Origin of the sequence: Streptomyces sp. IBSBF 2435 (genome assembly GCF_036815005.1) — a bacterium.
In the GTDB taxonomy this organism is placed as follows: domain Bacteria; phylum Actinomycetota; class Actinomycetes; order Streptomycetales; family Streptomycetaceae; genus Actinacidiphila.
The window spans coordinates 1-22,815 of the sequence record NZ_JAJSYW010000078.1; the positions used below are offsets into that span (position 1 = coordinate 1).

General features: G+C 70.8%; 20 protein-coding genes and 1 pseudogene. 11 read left to right on the top strand and 10 right to left on the bottom strand.

Annotation, left to right across the window (positions count from 1 at the left end):
* The 3 genes and pseudogenes from V7E46_RS17230 to V7E46_RS17240 all read right to left on the bottom strand — a co-directional run.
* Nucleotides 1-189, bottom strand: a pseudogene (locus V7E46_RS17230) (hypothetical protein); the annotation flags it as partial.
* A 37-nt stretch (nt 190-226) separates the two neighbouring features.
* Nucleotides 227-829 carry a nicotinate-nucleotide adenylyltransferase gene (nadD, locus tag V7E46_RS17235; RefSeq protein ID WP_333769223.1) on the bottom strand — a complete coding sequence of 201 codons (603 nt, stop codon included), beginning with the start codon at nt 827-829 and terminating at the stop codon, nt 227-229.
* A gap of 8 nt (nt 830-837) precedes the next feature.
* Nucleotides 838-987 (bottom strand): hypothetical protein, encoded by a 150-nt coding sequence (locus V7E46_RS17240; RefSeq protein WP_329178990.1) that lies wholly within the window; start codon nt 985-987, stop codon nt 838-840.
* A gap of 138 nt (nt 988-1,125) precedes the next feature.
* On the opposite strand from V7E46_RS17240, the gene V7E46_RS17245 reads away from it, so the two are divergent.
* Entirely contained in the window at nt 1,126-2,262 is a 1,137-nt protein-coding gene (locus V7E46_RS17245; RefSeq protein ID WP_333769224.1) for a M48 family metallopeptidase, read from the top strand.
* On the opposite strand, the gene V7E46_RS17250 is transcribed toward V7E46_RS17245, so the two are convergent.
* From V7E46_RS17250 to galE, 6 genes are all read right to left on the bottom strand, one after another.
* Nucleotides 2,159-3,448: an SCO2583 family membrane protein gene (locus V7E46_RS17250; RefSeq protein ID WP_333769225.1), complete on the bottom strand. Its 1,290-nt coding sequence runs from the start codon at nt 3,446-3,448 to the stop codon at nt 2,159-2,161. The genes V7E46_RS17245 and V7E46_RS17250 overlap by 104 nt on opposite strands.
* Before the next feature lie 64 nt (nt 3,449-3,512).
* Nucleotides 3,513-3,947: an SCO2583/SCO2584 N-terminal domain-containing protein gene (locus tag V7E46_RS17255; protein ID WP_333769226.1), complete on the bottom strand. Its 435-nt coding sequence runs from the start codon at nt 3,945-3,947 to the stop codon at nt 3,513-3,515.
* Between the two features lie 111 nt (nt 3,948-4,058).
* A complete protein-coding gene (locus V7E46_RS17260; protein WP_333769227.1) occupies nt 4,059-5,354 on the bottom strand; it encodes a glutamate-5-semialdehyde dehydrogenase in 1,296 nt (431 codons plus the stop codon).
* Between the two features lie 76 nt (nt 5,355-5,430).
* Nucleotides 5,431-5,871: a hypothetical protein gene (locus V7E46_RS17265; protein WP_443054206.1), complete on the bottom strand. Its 441-nt coding sequence runs from the start codon at nt 5,869-5,871 to the stop codon at nt 5,431-5,433.
* A 188-nt stretch (nt 5,872-6,059) separates the two neighbouring features.
* Nucleotides 6,060-7,154 (bottom strand): glutamate 5-kinase, encoded by a 1,095-nt coding sequence (gene proB, locus V7E46_RS17270; protein ID WP_443054208.1) that lies wholly within the window; start codon nt 7,152-7,154, stop codon nt 6,060-6,062.
* Between the two features lie 121 nt (nt 7,155-7,275).
* A complete protein-coding gene (gene galE, locus V7E46_RS17275; protein WP_333769229.1) occupies nt 7,276-8,244 on the bottom strand; it encodes a UDP-glucose 4-epimerase GalE in 969 nt (322 codons plus the stop codon).
* A 115-nt stretch (nt 8,245-8,359) separates the two neighbouring features.
* Here galE and rfbC point away from each other — a divergent pair, with 115 nt between their 5' ends.
* Entirely contained in the window at nt 8,360-8,962 is a 603-nt protein-coding gene (gene rfbC / locus V7E46_RS17280; RefSeq protein ID WP_333769230.1) for a dTDP-4-dehydrorhamnose 3,5-epimerase, read from the top strand.
* Nucleotides 8,963-8,998: 36 nt separating this feature from the next.
* Here rfbC and rfbA read toward each other — a convergent pair whose 3' ends face one another.
* A complete protein-coding gene (rfbA, locus tag V7E46_RS17285; RefSeq protein WP_443054207.1) occupies nt 8,999-9,871 on the bottom strand; it encodes a glucose-1-phosphate thymidylyltransferase RfbA in 873 nt (290 codons plus the stop codon).
* A 79-nt stretch (nt 9,872-9,950) separates the two neighbouring features.
* Here rfbA and rfbB point away from each other — a divergent pair, with 79 nt between their 5' ends.
* From rfbB to V7E46_RS17330, 9 genes are all read left to right on the top strand, one after another.
* Nucleotides 9,951-10,940 carry a dTDP-glucose 4,6-dehydratase gene (gene rfbB / locus V7E46_RS17290; protein ID WP_333769232.1) on the top strand — a complete coding sequence of 330 codons (990 nt, stop codon included), beginning with the start codon at nt 9,951-9,953 and terminating at the stop codon, nt 10,938-10,940.
* On the top strand, nt 10,937-11,830 hold the full coding sequence (rfbD, locus tag V7E46_RS17295) for a dTDP-4-dehydrorhamnose reductase (RefSeq protein WP_333769233.1): 894 nt from the start codon (nt 10,937-10,939) through the stop codon (nt 11,828-11,830). Before rfbB ends, rfbD begins: the two co-directional genes overlap by 4 nt.
* Nucleotides 11,827-13,089 carry a hypothetical protein gene (locus V7E46_RS17300; RefSeq protein ID WP_333769234.1) on the top strand — a complete coding sequence of 421 codons (1,263 nt, stop codon included), beginning with the start codon at nt 11,827-11,829 and terminating at the stop codon, nt 13,087-13,089. Before rfbD ends, V7E46_RS17300 begins: the two co-directional genes overlap by 4 nt.
* Before the next feature lie 151 nt (nt 13,090-13,240).
* A complete protein-coding gene (locus tag V7E46_RS17305; RefSeq protein WP_329178969.1) occupies nt 13,241-13,663 on the top strand; it encodes a DUF2304 domain-containing protein in 423 nt (140 codons plus the stop codon).
* Nucleotides 13,660-14,397 carry a glycosyltransferase family 2 protein gene (locus tag V7E46_RS17310; RefSeq protein WP_333769235.1) on the top strand — a complete coding sequence of 246 codons (738 nt, stop codon included), beginning with the start codon at nt 13,660-13,662 and terminating at the stop codon, nt 14,395-14,397. Before V7E46_RS17305 ends, V7E46_RS17310 begins: the two co-directional genes overlap by 4 nt.
* Nucleotides 14,398-14,407: 10 nt before the next feature.
* Nucleotides 14,408-15,325, top strand: a complete 918-nt coding sequence (locus V7E46_RS17315; protein WP_329178966.1) for a glycosyltransferase family 2 protein — start codon at nt 14,408-14,410, stop codon at nt 15,323-15,325.
* Between the two features lie 115 nt (nt 15,326-15,440).
* Nucleotides 15,441-17,630, top strand: a complete 2,190-nt coding sequence (locus tag V7E46_RS17320) for a bifunctional glycosyltransferase/CDP-glycerol:glycerophosphate glycerophosphotransferase (RefSeq protein ID WP_333769236.1) — start codon at nt 15,441-15,443, stop codon at nt 17,628-17,630.
* Nucleotides 17,631-17,672: 42 nt separating this feature from the next.
* Nucleotides 17,673-21,260: a bifunctional glycosyltransferase/CDP-glycerol:glycerophosphate glycerophosphotransferase gene (locus V7E46_RS17325; RefSeq protein ID WP_333769237.1), complete on the top strand. Its 3,588-nt coding sequence runs from the start codon at nt 17,673-17,675 to the stop codon at nt 21,258-21,260.
* A gap of 59 nt (nt 21,261-21,319) precedes the next feature.
* On the top strand, nt 21,320-22,804 hold the full coding sequence (locus V7E46_RS17330) for a DUF6020 family protein (protein ID WP_333769238.1): 1,485 nt from the start codon (nt 21,320-21,322) through the stop codon (nt 22,802-22,804).
* The last annotated feature ends 11 nt before the right edge of the window (nt 22,805-22,815 follow it).

Below are 22,815 nucleotides of genomic sequence, written 5' to 3' on the forward strand. Positions count from 1 at the left end.
GGTCTGGTACGGGTCCTGGTAGCCGGGCTGCTGCGGTACCTGGGGGGGCTGCGGGGGCTGCGGGCGGGGATTGCCGTACTGGTCGTAACCGTAGGACTGCTGCTGGTAATAGGGGTCCTGCGGGTAGGGGTCCCTCTCGTCGTCGGGTCCGCCCTCGGCATATTGCCAACGGGGGTTTGCGTCGTTCACGAGGAACCCCTTCACGTGCTTCGTTTCGCGGCGCCTGCTACCCGGTAACGTCCCGGTAGAGCGCGCGCTTGTCGATGTAGCGCACCACCCCGTCCGGAACCAAATACCAGACCGGATCCCCCTTGGCCACCCGCTGGCGGCAGTCCGTCGAGGAGATCGCCAGCGCCGGGACCTCGACCAGCGACACTCCGCCCTCGGGAAAGCCCGGGTCCGACAGCGTATGCCCAGGACGTGTGACCCCGATGAAATGTGCGAGCGAGAACAGCTCCTCGGCGTCCCGCCAGGAGAAGATCTGCGACAGCGCGTCCGCTCCGGTGATGAAGAACAGCTCGGCCGCCGGGTGCTCGGCCCGCAGGTCGCGGAGTGTGTCGATGGTATAAGTCTTGCCCGCGCGGTCGATGTCGCTGCGGCTGACCGAGAACGTCGGATTGGACGCGGTGGCGATCACCGTCATCAGATACCGGTCCTCGGCCGCCGACACCTGCTGGTCGCTCTTCTGCCAGGGGTGCCCGGTGGGCACGAAGACCACCTCGTCGAGGTGGAAGAGGCTCGCCACCTCGCTCGCGGCCACCAGGTGCCCGTGGTGGATGGGATCGAACGTACCGCCCATCACACCGATGCGGTGCTTGCTGTCCGGCATGGCGACGGTCAGTCCCGGTTGAAGCGGGTGACCAGCCACAGCAGAAGCAGCAGGGCGCCGAGGGCGCCGAAGCCGGTCAGGTACGGGCTGAGGCTGTGGTGGTTGCCGCCGGACTCCTCGGCGAGGGTGGTCAGGGCGGAGGCTGCGAGGGGCGACATGATCAGCGAGACCCTTTGCGAAGTCGGGGACGGGCGGGAAGACTCTCGGCACATCGTACGGGCGGCCCCGCGGGAACTTCGCGCAGGCTCCGCGCGTCCAGACTATGTACCGGTGGGCTACCAGGGGGTTGGGCCAGTATGTCCGAGTCGAACGGACCGAACGACGAGCGCGTGAGCACGGAAAAGCTGCCTGGACGCAACCGCAAGCGGTTCCCTGACATCTCCTCACGTGCCTACGAGCACCCCGCGGACAGGTCCGCGCTGGTGGCGCTGCGCAAGCTCACCGGGTTCGACACGGTCTTCAAGGCGCTCAGCGGACTGCTGCCCGAGCGCAGCCTGCGGCTGCTGTTCCTGTCGGACTCGGTCCGGGTCAGCGACGAGCAGTTCGCGCATCTCAACGCGATGCTGCGGGACGCCTGTTACATCCTGGACCTGGAGAAGGTCCCGTCGATGTACGTCACGATGGACCCGCAGCCCAATGCCATGTGCATCGGCATGGACGCGCCGGTCATCGTGGTCACCACCGGTCTCGTCGAGCTGCTGGACGAGGAGGAGATGCGGGCGGTCATAGGCCACGAGGTCGGCCACGCGCTGTCAGGCCACTCGGTCTACCGGACGATACTGCTCTTCCTGACCAGCCTGGCGCTGCGGGTGGCGTGGATCCCGCTGGGCAACCTGGCGATCCTGGCGATCATCACCGCGCTGCGCGAGTGGTTCCGCAAGTCGGAGCTGTCCGCCGACCGGGCCGGGCTGCTGGTCGGCCAGGACCTCCAGGCGTCGATGCGCGGCCTGATGAAGATCGCCGGCGGCAATCATCTGCACGAGATGAATGTGGACGCCTTCCTCAAGCAGGCCGACGAGTACGAGGCGGCGGGCGATCTGCGCGACTCGGTGCTCAAGATCCTCAATGTGCTGCCGCGCAGCCACCCGTTCACCACGGTGCGGGCCGCCGAGCTGCGCCGCTGGGCGTCCACCCGGGACTACCAGCGGCTGATGGACGGGCACTACCCGCGGCGGACCACCGACAAGGACGCCTCGGTCTCCGACGCCTTCCGGGAGTCGGCGAACCACTACGCCGACTCGGTGAAGAAGAGCAAGGACCCGCTGATGGGCCTGATCCGCGACATCACCAATGGCGCGGGCGACGTCGGCGGCAAGCTCAGGGACCGCTTCACGGGGTCCGGTACGTCGCAGGCGACCGCGGAGCGGCCCGCGGGGTCAGCGGAGGACTCGACACCGGACGACGACGATCAGCCGGAGAGCCCGCTGCAGTAGGAGCGGTGGCCGCGGTGTTCGCCACGGCCGCCGAATGAGTGGCCGCCGTACGGGTGGCCGCCGTGTTCGTGCCAGTCGCCCGGGGCGTCGCCCCGGGCGACGGCGTGTCCGTGGGTGTCGGCGCGGCGCCGGTGAGCGGCGCGCAGACGGCACCGGGCGGGCGGGCGTGGTCGTAGGGGTCGGCGCTGCTGACAGCGCCGGGCGCGGAGTGGCCGGCCAGTATCGGCCGGAAGTAGCTCTGTACCTCGGCCGCACAGGCCAGCGGTCCCGCCGCGATGTCCGCCTGCACCACCTCGACGCGGTGCCGCCGCAGCTCGTCGTGGTCGAACTGGAAGCGCAGCTGCCGCCGAACGGTGAACAGCGATACGGGTCCTGTGGCGTCGGACGAGCCGCGGATCGCGTAGACGTAGGTGTGGTCGGCGGTGATCTCCAGCCGGTTGTCGCCGGTCTCGGCCGCCGAGAAGGTGCCGTCCACCCGTACACCGTCCCCGTCGACCAGCTCCACCCGCATCCCGGGGTCGGGGTCGAAACGCACCAGCCAGCCGGTGGCCTCGTGGGTGCCGTCGGCGGCCGGGGCACTGAGGCTGCTCTCGAACTGGTCGACCTGGCCGGGGTCGAGCAGGTCGAGCACCCCGCGCACATCGCCGCCGGTGACGGTCTGCGCGTCGATGGCCGAGTCGGTGAGGAATTCCCTGGCCGTCTCGTAGCCGGCCCTGACCTCACTCTCGGCGTATCCGCCGATCCGGTGCATGTCCGCCGGCAGCAGCTTCAGCCCGCCGGCGCCGCGCCCGTAACCGGCTGCCGCGGTCCCGGCGAAAGGCGCGGTCGGCGAGACGGCCGGGACGGTGCCGCTGGGCACCAGCGGGATCACCGTGACACGCAGCTGCTCACCCGAGCCGGCCTCGCGGGCCTTGTACGGGTGGCGTACCCCCATGTAGATCGCGAAGCCGAAGGCCAGCACGATGAGCGAGATCAGCGCCACCGCCTGGCGGGCCAGGCCGCGGGGCAGCACATGGCGGATCCTGACCGGGCGGGCGGCGTCGTCCTGCCGCTCCCGCGCCGAATACTCCTGGATCCGGGCAGCCTTCACGAACGATTCGTCGAATACGACGGATCGGTACTCGTCCTCACCGCCCCCTGAGGCGCCCTCGGGCGTGCCCTCAGGAGGGTCTCCAGGCCCGCTCATATCACAAGGTTAAGTCTGCGGGCGCGGGAATAAACGCCCCGATGCCCGTCGAGTTGACATGAGATCAGGGCACCGGGGTTCTGGCGACGGGCGGGATGGTCTGGCCGCCGACCGGACTGCCGCTGGACGGCGGGGGGTCGGCGGGCTGCCGGATGCCGCCGCCCGCGCCGCGGTAGACCGCGGCGAAGGTGAGGGCGACCACGCCGATGCCCATGACCACGGCCAGCGCCCAGGCGACCGGACGGTGCCAGCGGGTGTTGCTGCCGCGGTAGGGGTGCCCGGCGGCATAGAGCGGGTCGGAATCGGGGAATTCCGCGTCGCCGCCCGGTTCGGGGACGGCGGAGCGCGGGGTGGTACGCCGCCCGGGCCAGCCGGGCGGTAGCGCGGGACCTTCGGCGACGGCGAGCATCCGTTCCCGGGCCGTGGGCTCGTGGAACAGAGCAGACCGTACGAATTCTTCGTCGAGGACTACGGAGGCGAATTCGTCATCGTCCGGCATCTGTCCAGAGTAATGCGGAAGTTGGCCCTTTGGGCAGGGGAATCCCGGTCGCCTGTGGACCGGCTGTGCACCCGGATGGCCCAGTATCGGCCCGGCTCGTACCGCCGCAGGTCAGCGGATGTGCCCGTCGCCGGTGACGATGTACTTGGTGGAGGTCAGCTCGGGCAGCCCCATCGGGCCGCGGGCGTGCAGTTTCTGGGTGGAGATGCCGATCTCGGCGCCGAAGCCGAACTGGCCTCCGTCGGTGAAGCGCGTCGAGGCGTTCACCATCACCGCGGCCGCGTCGACCAGCTGGGTGAAGCGGCGGGCGGCGGGCTGCGAGGTGGTCACGATCGCCTCGGTGTGGCCGGAGGACCACAGCCGGATGTGCGCGACGGCGGCCTCCAGCGAGTCGACCACCCCGGCGGCGATGTCGTACGACAGGTACTCGGTCTCCCAGTCCTCCGCGGTGACCGGCACCACGGTGGCCTTGCCGCCGTCGGCGGCCAGTGCCTCGGCCGCGGCCACCACCTGCGGGTCGCCGTGCACGGTGACCCCGGCGGCGGCCAGCGCGGCCAGGGCGCGGGGCAGGAAGCGGTCGGCGATGCCGCGGTGCACGAGCAGGGTCTCGGCGGCGTTGCAGACACTGGGCCGCTGGGCCTTGGAATTGACCAGGATCTCCACGGCCATGTCGAGATCGGCCTCGGCGTCGACGTAGACGTGGCAATTCCCGGTGCCGGTCTCGATCACCGGGACGGTGGAGCCCTCGACGACGGTACGGATCAGCGAGGCGCCGCCGCGCGGGATGAGCACGTCGACCATGCCGCGGGCGCGCATCAGCTCGGTGACCGACTCCCGGCTCTCGCCGGGGACGAGCTGCACGGCGTCGGCGGGCAGACCCGCGCCGCCGACCGCGTCGCGCAGGACGGTGACCAGAGCGGTGTTGGAGGCGTAGGCGGACGACGAGCCGCGCAGCAGGACCGCGTTGCCCGATTTCAGGCACAGCGCGGCGGCGTCGACGGTGACGTTGGGCCTGGCCTCGTAGATGATGCCGACCACGCCCAGCGGGACCCGGACCTGGCGCAGGTCGAGGCCGTTGGGGAGGGTGGAGCCGCGCAGCACCTCGCCGACCGGGTCGGGCAGGCCCGCGACATGGCGGACGTCGGCGGCGATGGCGGCGATCCGCTCCCGGGTGAGGGTGAGCCGGTCGATGATCGCCGGGCTGGTGCCGGCCTCCTCGGCGCGGGCGATGTCCTCGGCGTTCGCGGCGACGATCTCCTGGGTGCGGACGATCAGCGCGTCGGCGATGGCCAGCAGGGCGTCGTCCTTCGCGGCCCGCGGCAGCGGGGCCAGGTCCGCGGCGGCGGCCTTGGCGCGGTACGCCGCGAGCATCACGGGGGACTTCGGCAGCGGCGAGAGCAGGTCCATGGGTGCAGCGTACTGAACGGGCACGGTCCGCCGCCGGGGGTGCCCGGTCGGCGGACGGCGTACACGGGGCGCCCGGTCAGAAGGGGTGCACGCCCACCGGGACCGCGGGCGCCGGGCCGTAGCCCTCGGCGAGCCGCTGGTGGTAGGTCTCCCGGTCGATCACTTCGAGGCCGACGGTCTCCCAGGGCGGCAGCCCGGCGGTCGAGCGGTGCTCGCCCCACAGCCGCAGCGCGATCGCGGCGGCGTCGTGCACGTCCCTCGCCTCCTCCCAGTAGCGGATCTCCGCGTGGTCGGGGGCGTAGCGGCTGGTCAGCAGGAAGGGGTGGTCGTTGGCCAGCTGTTCGAGGCCGCGGCGCAGCTCGGGCAGCGGGGTGAGCGGCCCGGCGACACTGAGCGTGACATGCCACAGCCGGGCGGGAGCGCGGTCCTGCGGCCGCCCCTGCTGCGGCACGACCGCGTCCTCCGGCGCCGCGGAGTCGACGCTGACCAGCGCGCGCTCCGGCGAGTTCCTGGTCATTGGCCCTGGGCGCCCTCGTTTCACCGGCGGCCTCCCCTGTGGGTCGCGGTCACTGCCGCCGGCCGGCCCGTGGCGGTGGGCGCGGACATGACGGTGGCAGGGACGTACCTGCGCATCGCATCCTCATCAAAGTTGACCAGGCTCGGGCAGGCGGCGGGGGTGTTTTCCGCAAGAAGCCCCCGACGAGGTCAGCCCGGCAGCCCCTGCTGCCTCAGCAGTACCAGGTCATCGCGGTGCACGACCTCCCGCTCGTAGGCAGGTCCCAGCTCCGCCGCGAGGTCCCGGGTGGAGCGGCCGAGCAGCCTGGGCAGTTCGCGGGCGTCGTAGTTGACCAGGCCGCGGGCCACCGCACGGCCCGACTCGTCCCTCAGGTCGACCGGGTCGCCCGCGGCGAAGTCGCCCTCCACCCCGGTCAGCCCGGCGGGCAGCAGCGAGCTGTGCCGCTGGGTGACCGCGCTGACCGCGCCGGCGTCCAGCCGCAGGGAGCCGCGCGGGGTGGACGCGTGCGCCAGCCACAGCAGCCGGTCGGCGAAGCGCTTGCCGGTGCGGTGGAAGTGGGTGCCGGTGGGCCGGCCGGCCAGCGCGTCGGCGGCGTGCACCGCCGAGGTCAGCACGACGGGGACGCCCGCGCCCGTGGCGATGGCGGCGGCCTCCACTTTGGTCACCATCCCGCCGGTGCCGACCCCGGCCCGGCCCGCGCTGCCGATGGAGACGCCCGCCAGGTCGGCCGGGCCGGTGACCTCGGCGATCAGGCTGGTGCCCGGGGTGCGCGGGTCGCCGTCGTAGAGGCCGTCGACGTCGGAGAGCAGCACCAGCAGGTCGGCGCGCACCAGGTGGGCGACCAGGGCGGCGAGCCGGTCGTTGTCGCCGAAGCGGATCTCGTCGGTGGCGACGGTGTCGTTCTCGTTGACCACCGGCACCGCGCCCATCGCCAGCAGCTGGTCCAGGGTGCGGTAGGCGTTGCGGTAGTGGGCCCGGCGGCTGACGTCGTCCGAGGTCAGCAGCACCTGGCCGACCCGGACGCCGTACCGCGCGAAGGAGGCGGTGTAGCGGGCCATCAGCAGGCCCTGCCCGACACTGGCCGAGGCCTGCTGCCGCGCCAGGTCGCGCGGCCTGCGGTCCAGCCCGAGCGGGGCGAGCCCGGCGGCGATGGCGCCGGAGGAGACCAGCACGATCTCCCGGTCCTCGCGCGCCTTGGCCAGCACGTCGACCAGGGCGTCCACCCGGTCGGCGTCCAGGCCGCCGGCCGCGGTCGTCAGCGACGAGGAGCCGACCTTGACCACGACTCTGCGGGCCTCCACCACGTCCTGCCGTGCCGCCGTCGTCACGTACGTCCGTCCCTCGTGTCGGATGGTGCGCCGCGGCGACCTGAGCGCCGGGGTGCGCTGCCTCGTGTGCCCGCGGCTACGGGTGCCGCAGCTGCCAGCCCGCCCAGGCCGAGGTGACCATCTCGCGTACGCCGTGGGCGGCCGACCAGCCCAGTTCCTTGCCGATCGACTCCGCGGACGCGACGACCCTGGCCGGGTCGCCGGGGCGACGGGCGACCACGTCGGGGGCGGTCCCAGTGTGGCCCGAAACCTCCTGGATGATGCCGACCATCTCGGCCACCGAGACGCCCTCGCCGCTGCCGATGTTCAGCACCAGGTGGGCGTCGCCGTCCTCGGTGAGCCGGCGGGCGGCGGCGACATGCGCGGACGCGACGTCCTCGACGTGGACGTAGTCGCGCACGCAGGTGCCGTCGGGCGTCGGGTAGTCGTCGCCGAAGACCAGCGGGGGCAGCCCGCCCGAGAGCCGGTCGAAGACCATCGGCACCAGGTTGAAGACCCCCGGGTCGCCCAGTTCGGGGGAGGCGGCGCCGGCGACGTTGAAGTAGCGCAGCGATGCGGTGGACATCCCGTGCGCCCGCCCGGCCGCGGCGACCAGCCACTCCCCGGCGAGCTTGGTCTCGCCGTACGGGCTCATCGGCTCGCACGGGGTCCGCTCGGTGACCAGGTCCACGTCGGGCATGCCGTAGACGGCGGCGGACGAGGAGAACACGAAGCTGCGCACCCGCGCCTCGACGGCGGCCTCCAGTACGGTCCGCAGGCCCTCGACGTTCTCCCGGTAGTACCACAGCGGGCGGGCGACGGACTCCCCGACCTGCTTCTTCGCCGCGATGTGCACGATGCCGCGCACCTCGTGCCCGCGCAGCGCCCGGTCGAGCACCGCCCGGTCCAGGATGCTGCCGCGCACCAGCGGCACACCGGCGGGCAGCCGCGCGGGATCACCGGTGCTCAGGTCGTCCAGGACGACCACCCGGTGTCCGCCGGCGACGAGCGCCGCGGCGACATGGGAACCGATATAACCCGCGCCGCCGGTAATCATCCACGTCATGTCCGCAGCCTATCGACCCTGCACAGCGGCCCGGCGGCCGGTGCAGCGGCGCCGGGCGCCCGCGCGCCGCCGGTAGGATCGCGGCGGCACAGCGACAACGCGAGGACGTGATCGAATGAGGCAGCTCGGCATCTCCGGGGCCTGGGTGCACGAACCGAAGGTCTTTCCGGACAGCCGCGGCAGCTTCCACGAGTGGTTCCGCGAGGCCGACTTCACCGCGGCCACCGGCCGGACGCTCGCGCTGGCGCAGGCCAACTGCTCGGTCTCGGCGCGCGGCACCCTGCGCGGCATCCACTTCGCCGACGTCCCGCCGAGCCAGGCCAAGTACGTCAAGTGCGTGCGGGGCGCGGTGCTCGACGTGGTGGTGGACATCCGGGTGGGCTCGCCGACCTTCGGGCAGTGGGAGGGCGTCCGGCTGGACGACCAGGACCACACCTCGGTCTTCCTGTCCGAGGGCCTGGGGCACGCCTTCATGGCGCTGACAGACGAGGCGACCGTGGTCTACCTGTGCTCGGAGGGCTACGCGCCCACCCGTGAGCACGGCATCAACCCGCTCGACCCTGAGCTGGCCGTCGGCTGGCCGGCCGGCGTCGAGCCGCTGCTGTCCGACAAGGACCGCGACGCCCCGACCCTGCGGGAGGCCGCGGACGCCGGCCTGCTGCCGTCGTTCGAGGCGTGCGAGGACTTCCAGCGGGAGCTGCGGGCCGCCGGCCGCTGAGCACCGGGGCGGCCCGCGGCCGGTCGGTGCGGCCGCTCAGTGCTGCGGGTGCTCCAGGATCTCCAGCAGATAGTCGCCGTAGCCGCTCTTGCACAGCGGCTCGGCGAGCGCCCGCAGCGCCGCGTCGTCCAGCAGCCCGGCGCGCCAGGCGGCCTCCTCGACGCAGCCGATCTTGAAGCCCTGCCGCTCCTCGACCACCCGGACGTACTCGGAGGCCTGGACCAGGGAGTGGAAGGTGCCGGTGTCGAGCCAGACCGTGCCGCGGTCCAGGACGGACACCTTGAGCCTGCCGCGCTCCAGGTACTCCTGGTTGACGTGCGAGATCTCCAGCTCCCCGCGGGCGCTGGGGGTCAGCCGGCGGGCTATCGGCACGACCTCCCGGTCGTAGAAGTACAGACCGGGCACCGCGTAGCGGGACCGCGGCTTCGCCGGCTTCTCCTCGATGGACCGCGCCACGCCGTCCGGGTCGAACTCCACCACTCCGTAGTCGGAGGGGTTGGAGACGGCGTACGCGAAGACGACGCCGCCGTCCGGCTCCCGGTAGCTGCGCAACTGGGTGCCCAGGCCGGTGCCGTGGAAGATGTTGTCGCCGAGGATGAGGGCGACGGAGTCGTCACCGATGAATTCCGCGCCGATGATGAATGCCTCGGCGATACCGGCGGGCTTCTCCTGGGCGGCGAACCGGATGTCCAGACCGAACTGGGAGCCGTCGCCGAGCAGCCGCTCGAACTGCGCCCGGTCGTCCGGCGTCGTGATGACCAGGATGTCCTTGATGCCCGCCATAATGAGAGTGGACAGCGGGTAATAGACCATCGGTTTGTCGAAGACCGGCATGAGCTGCTTCGAGACGGCCTTGGTGATCGGCCACAAACGAGACCCGGTGCCGCCGGCGAGCAGGATTCCACGCATGGCGTTCATGATAGCCACGGCCACCGGGCACCCCCCGAGCGGCCACCGGCGCGTAACCATGTCTTAAGATGATGCTCCCATGAGAATTCTCGTCACCGGCGGTGCCGGATTCATCGGTTCCCAGTTCGTCCGGGCCACGCTCCTCGGCGAGCTGCCGTCCGGTCCTGGCACCCGGGTCACCGTTCTGGACAACCTCACGTACTCGGGCAACGAGGCGAACCTCGCCCCGGTCGCCGGCCACGAGGGCTACACCTTCGTCCGCGGCGACATCCGTGACCGGTCGGTGGTGGACGCGGTGATGGCGGGCCAGGACGCGGTCGTGCACTTCGCGGCCGAGTCGCACGTCGACCGCTCGATCGCCGACGCGTCACCCTTCGTGACCACCAACGTGCTCGGCACCCAGGTGCTGCTCGACGCGGCGCTGCGGCACAGGGTCGGCCGGTTCGCCCATGTGTCGACCGACGAGGTCTACGGCTCGATCACCGAGGGCAGCTGGACCGAGCAGTGGCCGCTGGCCCCCAACTCGCCGTACTCCGCCTCCAAGGCGGCCTCCGACCTGATGGCGCTGGCCTACCACCGCACCCACGGCCTCGATGTGACCGTCACCCGGTGTTCCAACAACTACGGGCGCTACCACTTCCCCGAGAAGATGATCCCGCTGTTCGTCACCAATCTGCTGGACGGCCGCAAGGTGCCGCTGTACGGCGACGGCCGCAACATACGGGACTGGCTGCACGTCTCCGACCACTGCCGCGGCATCGACCTGGTGCTGCACAAGGGCCGGTCCGGCGAGGTCTACAACATCGGCGGCGGCACCGAGGTGACCAACCGTGAGCTGACCGAGCGGCTGCTCGCGGCCTTCGGGGCCGGCTGGGACCAGGTCGAGCACGTCGAGGACCGCAAGGGCCACGACCTGCGCTATTCGCTGAGCATCGACAAGATCCGCGAGGAACTGGGGTACGAGCCCCTTACCGGCTTCGACGAGGGCCTGGCCGACACCGTCGCCTGGTACCGGGACAACCGCCAGTGGTGGGAGCCCCTCAAGGAAAAGGCGGAACTGTCGGCATGACACGCTGGCTGGTCACCGGAGCGGGCGGCATGCTCGGCCGGGATCTGATCGATGTGCTCGGCCGGGCACCGGACGCCGACCCGACCGCCCTGACCCGCGCTGACCTCGACATCACCGACGCGGCCGCGGCCGACGCGGCGGTCGCCGGCCACGACATCGTGGTCAACGCCGCCGCCTGGACGGACGTGGACGGCGCCGAGGCCGACGAGGCCGCCGCCACCCGGGTCAACGGCGACGGTGTCCGCCGGCTCGCCGAGGCCTGCGCCCGGCACGGCCTGCCGCTGCTCCAGCCGTCCACCGACTACGTCTTCCCCGGCGACGCCGACCGGCCGTACGCCGAGGAGGCCCCCACCGCACCGCTCAACGCCTACGGCCGCGGCAAGCTGGCCGGCGAGCGGGCGGTGCTCGACCTGCTGCCGGAGCGCGGCTACGTGGTCCGCACCGCGTGGCTGTACGGGGCGCACGGCCGCAACTTCGTCACCACCATGCTGACCCTCGCAGAACAGCGGGAGACCCTCGACGTGGTGGACGACCAGCTCGGGCAGCCGACCTGGACGCGCTCGCTGGCGGTACGCCTGCTGGCACTCGGCGAGGCCGCGCTGGCCGGCCGGGCGCCCGCGGGCGTCTACCACGGCACCGCGTCGGGCAGTACGACGTGGTTCGGCCTGGCCCGCGCCGCGTTCGCCCTGCACGGCCTGGACCCGGAGCGGGTGCGCCCCACCACCTCGGAGCGCTTCGTACGCCCGGCCCGCCGCCCCTCGTACAGCGTGCTCGGCCACGACCGCTGGGCCGCGGCGGGGTTCGACCCGATGCCCGACTGGCACACGGACCTGGCCGCCGCGATACCCGGCCTCAGCGCCGCCCTGGCCGCGCCGCGGGCCGCCCGATGACGACGACGCTCAGCGCCCGTATCTCCACCGCGCTCCCCCAGGGCACCGCCCTGGTCGGCGGCGGCACGGCGGTACTCGGCCTGGCCAGCTACGTCCACCTGTCCGCGGCGAACCACGCGCTCAACGGCGACTCGGACGCGACCGCGGCCTTCTCCGTGCTGTGGACGGTGGTCTTCTCCATCGGCCTCGGGCTGTTCTTCCCCGTCGAGCAGGAGATCACCCGGGTGGTCGCCGCCCGCAAGGTCGCCGGCGACGGGGCCCGCCCCGCGCTGCTGCGCGGGGCGGCGCTGTCCGGCTCGCTGCTGTGCGCCACCCTGCTGCCGCTGGCGCTGCTGGCCCGGCCGATCGCCGACCTGCTCTTCGACGGCGACATCTCACTGGTGTTCAGCCTCGCCGGGGCCTTCGCCGCGCTGTCCTGCGCCCATGTCACCCGCGGGGTGCTGGCGGGCCTGGGGCTGTTCAGGACCTACGGGATGCAGCTCGGGCTGGACGGCATGCTCCGTATCGTCTTCTCGGTCGGCCTCGCGGTCGCCGGGGTCCACTCGACCTTCGCCTTCGCGATGATCCTCACCGTGGCGCCGCTGATCTCGGTCGCCGCCACCGTCCGCCCGGCGCTGACCGAGGCGCGGCCGGGGACGCCGGCCCCCTGGCGCGAGATGAGCCAGCGGCTCGGCATGCTGGTGGCTTCCACCCTTCTGGCCCAACTGCTGGTGAATATCGCGGTCATCAGCACCAAGGTCATCTCCACGGACGACACCGAGCTGGTCACGGCACTGCTGGCCGCGCTCGTACTGGCCCGGGTGCCGCTGTTCGTCTTCGGCGCCTTCCAGGTCTCGCTGCTGCGCGGGCTGTCGACGGCCGCGGCCGAGGGCGACCACCGCGGTTACTCTCGGCTACTGCTCCGGGCGGTACTGGTCACCGGATCGCTGGGGGCCGCGGGCGGTCTGTGCGCGGTCGCGATCGGTCCCGCCCTGCTGCCCGCGCTCTTCAGCGCGCCCGACATCCTGACCGCCGCGGACTTCGGGTGGCTGGCCTTCGGCACCACCGCCTACATGATCGCCATGGTGCTGGGCCAGGCCCTGCTCACCAGTGGGGGTGCCCGCAAGCAGCTGATTTCCTGGGTGGTCGGAACCGCGGTGCTGATCGGAATCACCGTCAGCCCGATGGCATTGCGCAGCCGGGTCGAGATCGCCTACGCCATAGGGGCCGTCGTCGTGGCCGCCTGCATGGCTGTCGGTTTGCGTGGCCGTGTAAGATAACCGACTGTTCACTTGTAGTTTAAGCCCAGGCCGGTGTTCATACGTTCCCTGCGCCAGGAGCGTGGACGATCACCATCGGTGAGCGCGCGAACGGCCGATGCGAAGAACAGACCTCGGTGCACGATCACGCGAGTCCCTGGAGTGTCTAGGCATGAAGTTGTGGATCCTCACCTCCTTGACGGGGGTCGTGCTGGTTCTGATCATCGCCGAGATGCTGCGCCGGCGGAAGCTCAAGGAGAAATACGCCGCGCTGTGGATGGTGACCGGCGTTCTCATCATTCCGCTGGGATTCTTTCCCCGGGGTCTGGACTCGGTGGCCGAGACCGTCGGCGTCCGGTCCGGTGTGAGCTTCATCCTCTTCCTGAGCGTCGTCTTCCTCTTCATGGTCTGCCTCCAGCTCAGCTGGGAAGTCGGCCACCTGGAGGAGGAGACCCGCACGCTGGCCGAGGAGATCGCCCTCATCCGGGGCGCGTCCAAGCAGCCGGACGACACTCCCCGCCCACCGGTGACGGCCGCCGCCGCGACGGCGCCCCCGTCCGCCCCCAACCCGAGCGAGACCGGAGCGGCGTCGTGATCGACGGCAAGCGCGTGCTGATCATCCTGCCGGCCTGGATGGAGGCCGAGGGCGTGGCAGGGGTGATCAAGGAAGTCAGGGCGACCCTGCCGGGCGCCGACACCGTCGTCGTGGACGACGGCTCACCCGACGAGACGTCACGGGTGGCACTGGGCGCGGGCGCGCGGGTGCTGCGGCTGCCGTACAACCTGGGCGTCGGCGGCGCGATGCGGCTGGGCTACCGGTATGCCGCCGACAACAACTACGACGTGGCCATCCAGGTGGACGCCGACGGCCAGCACGACCCGCGGTGCGTCCCGCAGCTGCTCAAGGAGCTGGAGCACGCCGACCTGGTCATCGGCGCCCGGTTCGCGGGCGAGGGCGACTACTCGGTGCGCGGCCCGCGCAAGTGGGCGATGAAGGTGCTGGCCGCCGTGCTGTCCCGGATGGCCCACACCAGGCTGACCGATGTGACCTCCGGCTTCCGCGCCTGCAACCGCGACCTGCTGGGCCAGTTCGCGCGCACGTATCCGATGGAGTACCTGGGCGACACGGTGGAGAGCACGGTGTCGGCGATACGGGCCGGCTACACGGTCCGGCAGGTGCCGGTGGCCATGCGCGAGCGAATAGCGGGGACACCGAGCCAGTCACCGCTGCGCGCCATGATGTACCTGCTGCGGATCGGCCTGATCCTGGTGGTCGCGCTGGGCCGCAAGGTCGACATGCAGCAGCCGTCCGTCACGACGGGACGGTAAGGCACCGCACATGGACACGATCGACATCATGCTGCCGCACTACGGGGACACCGGGCTGCTGCAGCTGGCCGTACAGAGCATCCTCGACCAGTCCGACAAGGACTGGCGGCTGACCGTCGTGGACGACGGCCGCGAGCCCGGCGTCGCCGAGTGGTTCGCGAGCCTGGGCGACGAGCGGGTGCGCTACCAGCGCAATGAGCGCAACCTCGGCATCACCCGCAACTTCCGCAAGTGCGTGGACCTGGTCGAGCACGCCCACTTCGTCATGATGGGCAGCGACGACCTGATGCTGCCCGACTACGTCGCCACGATCCGCTCGATGGCCGCCGCGGCGCCGGACGCCGCGATGTACCAGCCGGGTGTACAGGTCATCGACGAGCGCGGCGAGCCGGTGAAGACCCTGGTCGACGAGGTGAAGCGGCGGCTGTACGCGCCGGACGCGACCAGGGCCCGCGTCCTCGAAGGCGAGCCGCTGGCCACCAACCTGCTCAGCGGGAACTGGCTGTACTTCCCCTCGGTGTGCTGGCGGTCCGACATCGTCAAGAAGATCAACTTCCGCGAGGACCTGTCGGTCATCCAGGACCTGGCGCTGGTCATCGACCTGGTGCAGCGCGGCGAGCAGCTGGCCGTCGACCCCACCGTCTGCTTCCGCTACCGCAGGCACACCAGCAGCCTGTCCTCGCACGAGGCGATGTCGGGCGCCCGCTTCGGCGAGGCGCGCCGCTACTTCCTCGGTGTGGCGGACGTGCTGGACGAGCACGGCTGGCACAAGGCGGCGCGGGCCGCCAGACGGCACGTGTCCATGCGGCTGCACGCCCTGAGCATGGTGCCCGGCGCGCTGCGCGCCCGTCAGTTCGGCGCGTTCAGGACGCTGCTGACGCACGCCTTCGCCGGGGGCCGCAAGCAGCCGGCCGCCGGGCAGGAGTAGTCTCTTTCGCTCCGGCCCACCGTTCACCCCGGTCGCCCCGGCGGTACACCTGCCCGCCACCGCCGGCCTGCCCGTCCCATCGGAAATCCTCCTGGAACGCTAGGGATCACGCTCAATGCCCTCTCAGCCCCACGCGCCGCGGTTCAGCATCATCGTCCCTGCCCACGGCGTCGAGGCGTACGTGCGGGACTGTCTGGACTCACTGCTCCAGCAGTCGTTCGAGGACTTCGAGATCATCGCGGTCGACGACTGCTCCCCCGACGCCTCCGGGGAGATCATGGACGAGTACGCGGCGGCCGACCCGCGGGTCGTCTCGCTGCGGCTGCCGGAGAACGTCGGCCTCGGCCGGGCCAGGAACGCCGGAATGGCCAAGGCCTCCGGCAGCTACCTGCTGTTCATCGACAGCGACGACACGGTGCTGCCCGGCTCGCTCGCGGCGATCGACCGGCGGCTCAGGGACACCGGCGACCCCGAGCTGCTGGTCTTCGACTACGCCCGGACCACCTGGGACGGCCGCACGGTACGCAACAAGCGCGCGGACGTGCTGTCCGGCGCCGCCAAGCCCGTGGTGACGCTGGAGGAGCACCCCGACCTGCTGGCCCTGCTCCAGGTCGCCTGGAACAAGGCCTACCGGCGTGACTTCATCGAGCGCTGGGGCCTGGAGTTCCCGCCGGGCTACTACGAGGACACCCCCTGGACGTACCCGGTGCTCATCGCCGCGGAGAGCATCGCGCTGCTCGACCGGGTGTGCGTGCACTACCGGCAGCGGCGGCAGGGCAGCATCCTGCACAGCACGAGCCGCAAGCACTTCGACGTCATCGACCAGTACGAGCGGACCTTCGGCTTCATCGACGCCAATCCGCGGTTCGACGCGTGGCGGCCTCGGCTGCACGAACTGATGCGCAACCACTACCGCACGGTGGAGAAGTCGCCCGGCCGCCTGCCGGCCGGCGACCTGGCGGAATTCCGCACCCGCAGCGCGCAGTCGCTGGCCGCCCACCTGCCGGCCGGCGGGCCGCAGGCCGCCGCGGCGCCCGCGGCCGGCAAGCGGGCCGCCAAGGCACCCGCCCGGCGGCTGCTGCGGCGGGCCAAGAAGACGGCGGCGCCGCTGAAGCGGCCACTGCGGACGTCGGTCCTGCGCACGTACTACCGGCTCCAGCGGATGCTGCCGGTCCGGGACGACCTGGCGGTCTTCGCGGCCTACTGGAACACCGGCTACGCCTGCAACCCGGCCGCGGTGCACCGCAAGCTGCTCGAACTCGCGCCGGACGTCCGTACCGTCTGGGTGCTCAAGTCCGGTGTGCGGGCGACGCTGCCGCGCGGTACGGCCCGTGTGCACCCGGGATCCTTCGCCTACTGGAGGGCGATGGCACGCGCGAAGTATCTCGTCAACAACGTGAACTTCGGCAACAGCTGGGTCAAGCGGCCGGGCCAGGTGCACCTGCAGACGCACCACGGCACCCCGCTCAAGCGGATGGGCATCGACCTGGCGGAGTATCCGACCGCGCTCGGCGCGATGGAGCTGACCGACCTGATGCGCCGGGTCGACAAGTGGGACTACAGCCTCACCGCGAACAGCTACACCACCAGGATCTGGGACCGCAGCTATCCGGCGTCCTACGAGCCGCTGGAGCTCGGCTACCCGCGCAACGACGTGCTCGTCACCGCGGACCGGGCGGCCGTGACCGAGGCCCGGCGCGCGCTGGACCTGCCCGAGGGCGCCACCGTGATCCTCTACGCGCCGACCCACCGCGACTACCTGGGTCAGCTGCACTTCCCGATAGACCTGGAGCAGTTCGTCGAGCGGCTGCCGGCCGGCCATGTGGTGCTGGCCCGCGGCCACTACTACTACAAGGACGACAGCGCGGCGGCCGGCGCGACCGGCAAGGCCCGGCTGGTCGACGTCAGCGGCCACTCCGACGTGGAGCAGCTCTACCTGGCGGCGGACTGCCTGCTCACGGATTATTCGTCGGCGATGTTCGACTATGCCAACCTCGACCGCCCGATCGTCGTCTATGCCAATGACTGGGATCTCTACCGGACGACGCGGGGGACGTATTTCGACATCCACAAGCAGCCGCCGGGGCCGGTCGTCAGCACCGAGGACGAGCTCGTCGGCCTGTTCAGGTCGGGCGGGTGGGACACCGAGGAGCACGCACAGGAACGGGCGCGGTTCCGGGCCCGGTTCTGTGAGTTCGACGACGGTTTCGCGGCCGAACGCGTGGTACGAAGGTTCTTCCTCGGCCAGGAGGCCGTGCCACCGGTCGTATCATTGTCGGACCGTCCGGCGCCGCCTCGGCCGTGAAATGTGCCGCCTTCGGCACATGCAAAGAAAGGCAACGCACTGATGACTCCGCGTCTCTCGGTGGTAGTCCCTGTCTACAACGTGGAGTTGTTCCTCGACGAATGCCTTCAGTCACTCGCCGACCAGACGTTCACGGACTGGGAGGCCGTCGTCGTGGACGACGGTTCCACCGACAGCAGCCTGGAGATCGCACACAAGTGGGCGGCCAAGGAATCCCGCATCCGTGTGGTGGAACAGCGGAACGCCGGCCTCGGCGCGGCCAGGAACACCGGCGTACGGCACATCAGTGACGGCAGCGAATTCCTGGCGTTCGTCGACAGCGACGACGTCGTGGTGTCCAACGCGTATCAGCGGTGCATAACAAGTCTCGACAAGACCGGATCCGATTTCGTCTCCGGCAACGTGGACATCCTGGTCGCGGGCGAGACGTCCCCTTCCACCCTGCACGCGAAGCGGCTGAACAAGCCGCGTGAGCGCACCCATATCTCCCGCGACAAGGGGCTCCTCTACGACCGCACCGCCTGGAACAAGGTATTCCGCCGGACGTTCTGGGACGAGCACGAATTCTCCTTCCCGGTCGGAATACTTTACGAGGACGCGCCCGTCACGATTCCCGCCCACTTCCGGGCGAAGGCCGTCGACGTCCTCAACGAGCCGATCTACCTGTGGCGGCAGCGGACCGCGGGAGCCCCCTCGATCACGCAGAAGCGGACCGAGCCGAAGTCGGTGCGCGACCGCATCACCTCCTTCGACTCGGTGAGCCGCTTCCTGGCCGCCCAGCCGGGCGCGAAGTACCGCGGCTACAAGCGCTGGTACGACGAGGCCGCGATCACCGACGAGCTGCCGCTGTTCTGGAACGTCCTCAGCGAGGCCGGCGAGGAGTTCCGCCACGAGTTCATGACCGGCAGCAAGGACTTCCTCAGCCGGGTCGACCCCGAGGTGCTGACGGCCCTGCCGGTGCCGATGCGGCTGAAGTGCCACTTCATCACCGAGGGCCTTATCGACGACATACTGGAACTCGTCCAGTACGAGCGGGACTTCGGCAAGGCGATCCCGGTGGCCCGCAGCGGCCTGCGGCACTTCGCCGACTACCCCCAGCTGCGCGACCGCCAGGTCCCCGTGCCGCGCGAGGTGCTGCGGCTGAACCAGGAACTGGCCATGCGGGCGCGGGCCGCGACCGTCGAGTGGCAGCAGGGCAGGCTGCACGTCAGCGGCTACGCCTACATCCGGAACCTGGAGGTGCAGCGGCCCGGCGGGTCGCTGCGGATGGCGCTGCTGCGCGAGGCGGGCAGCCGGCGCAGCGTCGTCGCCCGGATGCGCCGCACCCACGCCCCCGACGCCACGGTGTCGTCCTGGCAGTCGCTGCACGGCTACGACTGGTCGGGGTTCACCTTCACCCTGGACCCCGACAAGCTCAAGCACCGCGGGTCCTGGCAGGAGGGCACCTGGCGGCTGACCGTCGGCGCGGTGGAACAGGGCCTGGCCCGCCGCAGCCGCATCAAGGCCGGCCTGTCGGAGAGCGCCGAGAGCCCGGCCGCCCACTGGGTCGCCCCCGATGTGCGGGTGGTGCCGTACATCTCCGACGATCACCTGTACATCCGGGTGGAGCAGGTACGGGCCCGGCTCACCGGCCATGACGTCACCGGCCGGGAGATCCGGATCGAGGGCGCGCTCAGCGGCGGGGACGTGACGGACGGCTCGGTGCTGCGCGTCACCCAGGGCTCCACCGGCGACTCCTTCGAGGTGCCCGTCGTGCTGCACACGCAGGGCGACGGCAGCCGCACCTTCACCGCGACCGTCGGCGCCGCGTCGCTCGACGTCCCCGGCCGCGACTCGGCCAACCCCGACCGCACCGAGACCTGGACGCTGGAGCTGGCGGCGCCCGGCGGCGCGTCCTACCCGATCGCGGTGGGCGGCGGCGAGCAGACCCCGGCCCGGCAGTACCCGATCGGCGGGCAGGACGAACTCGCCTGGGGCGACCGGGCCGTCTACGTCACCGGCAGCCCGGCCGGCGCCCTGGTGCTGCGCACCCAGCCGGTCCAGGGCCTGGCCGACACGGTCACCCGGTCGGCACAGGACACCCTGCTGGTGGAGGGCACCCTGCCCTGCGTACCGGAGCGCCCGCTGAGCCTGGTGCTGCGGCACAGCCGGCAGGCCGAGGAGCACGTCTACCCGGTCACCGTGACGGGCGACCGCTTCCGCGCCGAGTTCCGGCCCGTGCCGGCGAGCACGCTGAGCGGCCCGCGGCCGCTGCGCACCGGCCAGTGGTACGTCTTCCTGCGCGAGGAGGGCAGCCACGACAGCTACCCGGTGCGCATCACCGCAGGAGTACGGCCCGACCTGCCGGTCGCCCTGGTGGCCAACGGCCGCGGGTACACCGTCGGAAGCCGCTACTTCGACCGGCTGTGCGTCGGCTCCGACACCGACCTCAACGACGAGGAGGCCGGGCGCTACCGGCAGCGGCAGCTGCGTACCGAGGTCTACGAGGGCGCGAGGACCGCGCCGCTCAAGAACCAGGTGATGTACGCCAGCTTCAACGGCCGGCAGTATTCCGACTCCCCGCGGGCCGTCTACGAGGAGCTGGTCCGCCGGGGCAGCGACCTGGAGCACCTGTGGGTCGTCCAGGACGGCCAGGCCGACGTGCCGCCGGGCGCCACCGCGCTGCGCTGCTGGAGCAAGGAGTGGTACGCCGCGCTCGGCGAGAGCCGCTACGTCGTCTTCAACTCGCACCTGCCGCACTGGATCAACCGCCGCGAGGGCCAGGTGATCGTCCAGACCTGGCACGGCACCCCGCTCAAGCGGATCGCGCACGACATCGACAGCGTGCAGTTCGCCGACCGCCAGTACCTGGCGAAGGTGTCGGAGGAGACCCCGCACTGGAGTTTCCTGGTCTCCCCGAACCGCTTCAGCACACCGATCATGAAGCGGGCCTTCGCCTACGACGGGGAGATCCTGGAGTCGGGCTACCCGCGCAACGACCTGCTGCGCGCGCCGGACCAGGAGGAGCGGGCGCGGGCGGTCCGCGAGGCCATCGGGCTGCCCGAGGGCAAGCGGGTCGTGCTGTACGCGCCGACCTGGCGTGACGACCAGTTCTACCGGGCCGGGAACTACAAGTTCGACATGCGGATCGACCTCGAAGAGGCGGCCCGCACCCTCGGCGACGACCACGTCCTGCTGGTCCGCAAGCACGCGAACATCGTGGACTCGGTCCCCGGCGCGGGCAACGGCTTCGTGTGGGACGTCTCCGACTATCCCGAGATCGGCGAGCTGTTCCTCATCTCGGACATCCTGATCACCGACTACTCGTCCCTGATGTTCGACTTCGCGAACACCGGCCGGCCGATGCTCTTCTTCACCTACGACCTGGAGCACTACCGGGACCGGCTCCGCGGTTTCTATTTCGACTTCGAGGAGAAGGCACCCGGGCCGCTGATCCACACTTCCGACGAATTGATCGCGGCACTTCGCAATATCGACAGCACTGCGGATCAATATGCCGGTGCATATCAGGCGTTCCAGGACCTCTTCTGCGACCTCGATGACGGGCACGCTGCGGATCGTGTCATCGACCGTATGGTCCAGCTCGCCTCCGCTCCGTCTTCCAGCCCATCCATTGCGGAGTCCCGTTGAAAATTCCCTACACCTCACAGGCGCGCGATCTCATAGCGAAAGTCCCGCCGCACCGGCGGTTGCCCATCGCTGCCTACGTCATCCCGCAGGTGGTGCTGCTGCTGTGGTGGGCGGCGTTCTACCCGGGCGCGATGAGCTACGACTCCATCGCCTATGTGTGGCATGTCACGACGGACCACTGGATGTCGAACCACTCGGTGGTCTACGACTCGATGGTCTGGGTCTCCCTCAACACCACGGGCGACCTGTGGGCGCTGACCCTGCTCCAGACGATCGCGATGTCCGCCACGATCGCCTACACGTGCGTGATGCTCCGCGACTTCGGGGTGCGGGCCCGCTGGAGCCTGCCGGCCGCCGCCTTCGCGGTGCTGCTGCCGTCGACCGGCAGCTTCGTGGTCTTCGTGTGGAAGGACGTGCCCTACACCATCGGGGCGCTGCTCGCCTTCGCCGCGACCGGCAGGCTGATCGCCCGGCGGCTGCGCGGGCGCTCCCAGGACCGTGACCGGCTGTTCTACCGGGAGCTGGGGCTGCTCTTCCTCGGCTGCCTGTGCATGGGCGTCTTCCGCACCAACGGGCTGCTCGTCATGCTGTTCGCGGCCCCGGTGCTGCTGTTCACGCTGCCCAAGGTGCGCCGCTGGGTGCTCGCCGCGACGATCGTCCCCGTGGTGATCTCCGCGGTCCTCCAGACGGTCGTCTACCCGGCCGTGGGCATCCAGACGCCCACCAAGGACCAGGTCTACGCGATGCAGTACGCGGACATCGCCGTGGCCTACGGCAAGGTCCCGCAGACCTTCTCCCGGCACGACCTGTCGATCATGAAGCAGGTCGCGCCGCTCAGCCACTGGGGCGGCGCCGCCGCCACGTGCTACTCCGCCGACCCGGCCATGTCCAAGCCCATGAACCGCCCGGAAGCGGCACGGCTGAACACCCAGCTGCTCGACATCTGGAGCGAGGTCGCCAAGCGCACGCCCGACGTGCTCATCGGCGCCCGGCTCTGCCGTTCGCACATCGCCTGGGCGATCTGGCCCGGCCCCGCGGACAAGATCGGCTACACCCTGATCTCCACCCCGGAGACCCCGGAGAACCTCTTCGGCTGGGCGGACTGGAACCCCGAGGTCAAGCACAGCAAGTACCGGCCCATCCTCAAGATGCGCCCGCTGTCGACGACCCTGCACACGGGCGCGCTGTTCGCCTTCAAGGCCTCCAAGACGCCGCAGCTGGACTGGCTGTTCTTCCGCGGCGCGGTGTGGTGCTACGCGAGCTACGCCATCGCGATCCTGATGGTGCGCAAGCGCCGCCAGCGCGGTCTGCTGGGGCTGACGGCCATCACGATCGGCCTCCAGCTGTGCGTGCTGGCGGCCAACCCCGCCCCGCTGTTCCGCTACATGGTGGCGCCGATGTTCCTCGGCTTCTTCTTCCTGCCGCTGCTCACCGTGCGGTCCAAGGTGGGCATGGGGCCTGACACCACGAAGCCGAAGCGGAAGCCGGTGCCGCCCGCGCGCGTCACCGAGGAGGAGCGCCCGCCCGCGCCGACCCCCGTCTGACGGCGCGCCAG

Coding starts and splice junctions, on each gene's coding strand:
- nadD (WP_333769223.1), bottom strand. CDS start 829: ATGCCGGACAGCAAGCACCGCATCGGTGTGATGGGCGGTACGTTCGAT.
- V7E46_RS17240 (WP_329178990.1), bottom strand. CDS start 987: ATGTCGCCCCTCGCAGCCTCCGCCCTGACCACCCTCGCCGAGGAGTCC.
- V7E46_RS17245 (WP_333769224.1), top strand. CDS start 1,126: ATGTCCGAGTCGAACGGACCGAACGACGAGCGCGTGAGCACGGAAAAG.
- V7E46_RS17250 (WP_333769225.1), bottom strand. CDS start 3,448: ATGAGCGGGCCTGGAGACCCTCCTGAGGGCACGCCCGAGGGCGCCTCA.
- V7E46_RS17255 (WP_333769226.1), bottom strand. CDS start 3,947: ATGCCGGACGATGACGAATTCGCCTCCGTAGTCCTCGACGAAGAATTC.
- V7E46_RS17260 (WP_333769227.1), bottom strand. CDS start 5,354: ATGGACCTGCTCTCGCCGCTGCCGAAGTCCCCCGTGATGCTCGCGGCG.
- V7E46_RS17265 (WP_443054206.1), bottom strand. CDS start 5,871: ATGACCAGGAACTCGCCGGAGCGCGCGCTGGTCAGCGTCGACTCCGCG.
- galE (WP_333769229.1), bottom strand. CDS start 8,244: ATGACGTGGATGATTACCGGCGGCGCGGGTTATATCGGTTCCCATGTC.
- rfbC (WP_333769230.1), top strand. CDS start 8,360: ATGAGGCAGCTCGGCATCTCCGGGGCCTGGGTGCACGAACCGAAGGTC.
- rfbA (WP_443054207.1), bottom strand. CDS start 9,871: ATGCGTGGAATCCTGCTCGCCGGCGGCACCGGGTCTCGTTTGTGGCCG.
- rfbB (WP_333769232.1), top strand. CDS start 9,951: ATGAGAATTCTCGTCACCGGCGGTGCCGGATTCATCGGTTCCCAGTTC.
- rfbD (WP_333769233.1), top strand. CDS start 10,937: ATGACACGCTGGCTGGTCACCGGAGCGGGCGGCATGCTCGGCCGGGAT.
- V7E46_RS17300 (WP_333769234.1), top strand. CDS start 11,827: ATGACGACGACGCTCAGCGCCCGTATCTCCACCGCGCTCCCCCAGGGC.
- V7E46_RS17305 (WP_329178969.1), top strand. CDS start 13,241: ATGAAGTTGTGGATCCTCACCTCCTTGACGGGGGTCGTGCTGGTTCTG.
- V7E46_RS17315 (WP_329178966.1), top strand. CDS start 14,408: ATGGACACGATCGACATCATGCTGCCGCACTACGGGGACACCGGGCTG.
- V7E46_RS17320 (WP_333769236.1), top strand. CDS start 15,441: ATGCCCTCTCAGCCCCACGCGCCGCGGTTCAGCATCATCGTCCCTGCC.
- V7E46_RS17325 (WP_333769237.1), top strand. CDS start 17,673: ATGACTCCGCGTCTCTCGGTGGTAGTCCCTGTCTACAACGTGGAGTTG.